The sequence below is a fragment of the Mesorhizobium sp. M00.F.Ca.ET.216.01.1.1 genome (genome assembly GCF_004010325.2).
Lineage (GTDB): Bacteria > Pseudomonadota > Alphaproteobacteria > Rhizobiales > Rhizobiaceae > Mesorhizobium.
Window position 1 is genome coordinate 1 of record NZ_SADR02000596.1, and the last position, 281, is coordinate 281.

The window sequence follows — 281 nt, forward strand, 5'->3', positions numbered from 1 at the left end:
GCACAATCGATTTGGGCTTCTTCTCCGCCAACGTGGTCAAGATCGTCGAGGGCGGCTGGGTTTCGATCACGGTCGCCTGCGTCATGGGACTGATCATGTCGACCTGGATAAGGGGCAGCCGCTACCTGTTCGACAAGACCCGCCGCAACGAGATCCCGCTCGACTTCCTGGCGGCTAACCTTCTGAAGAAAAAACCACAATTGGTGTCGGGCACGGCGGTGTTCCTGACCAGCGATCCGCTCAGCGCGCCAACGGCGCTGATGCACAGCCTCAAGCACTAC

The 281-nt window shown here is 59.8% G+C and carries 1 protein-coding gene; it reads left to right on the forward strand.

Annotated features, from left to right (window positions below; all coding sequences use genetic code 11):
* A partial coding sequence (locus tag EN859_RS37585) for a KUP/HAK/KT family potassium transporter (protein ID WP_189502612.1) occupies positions 1–281 on the forward strand: 281 nt, incomplete at both ends.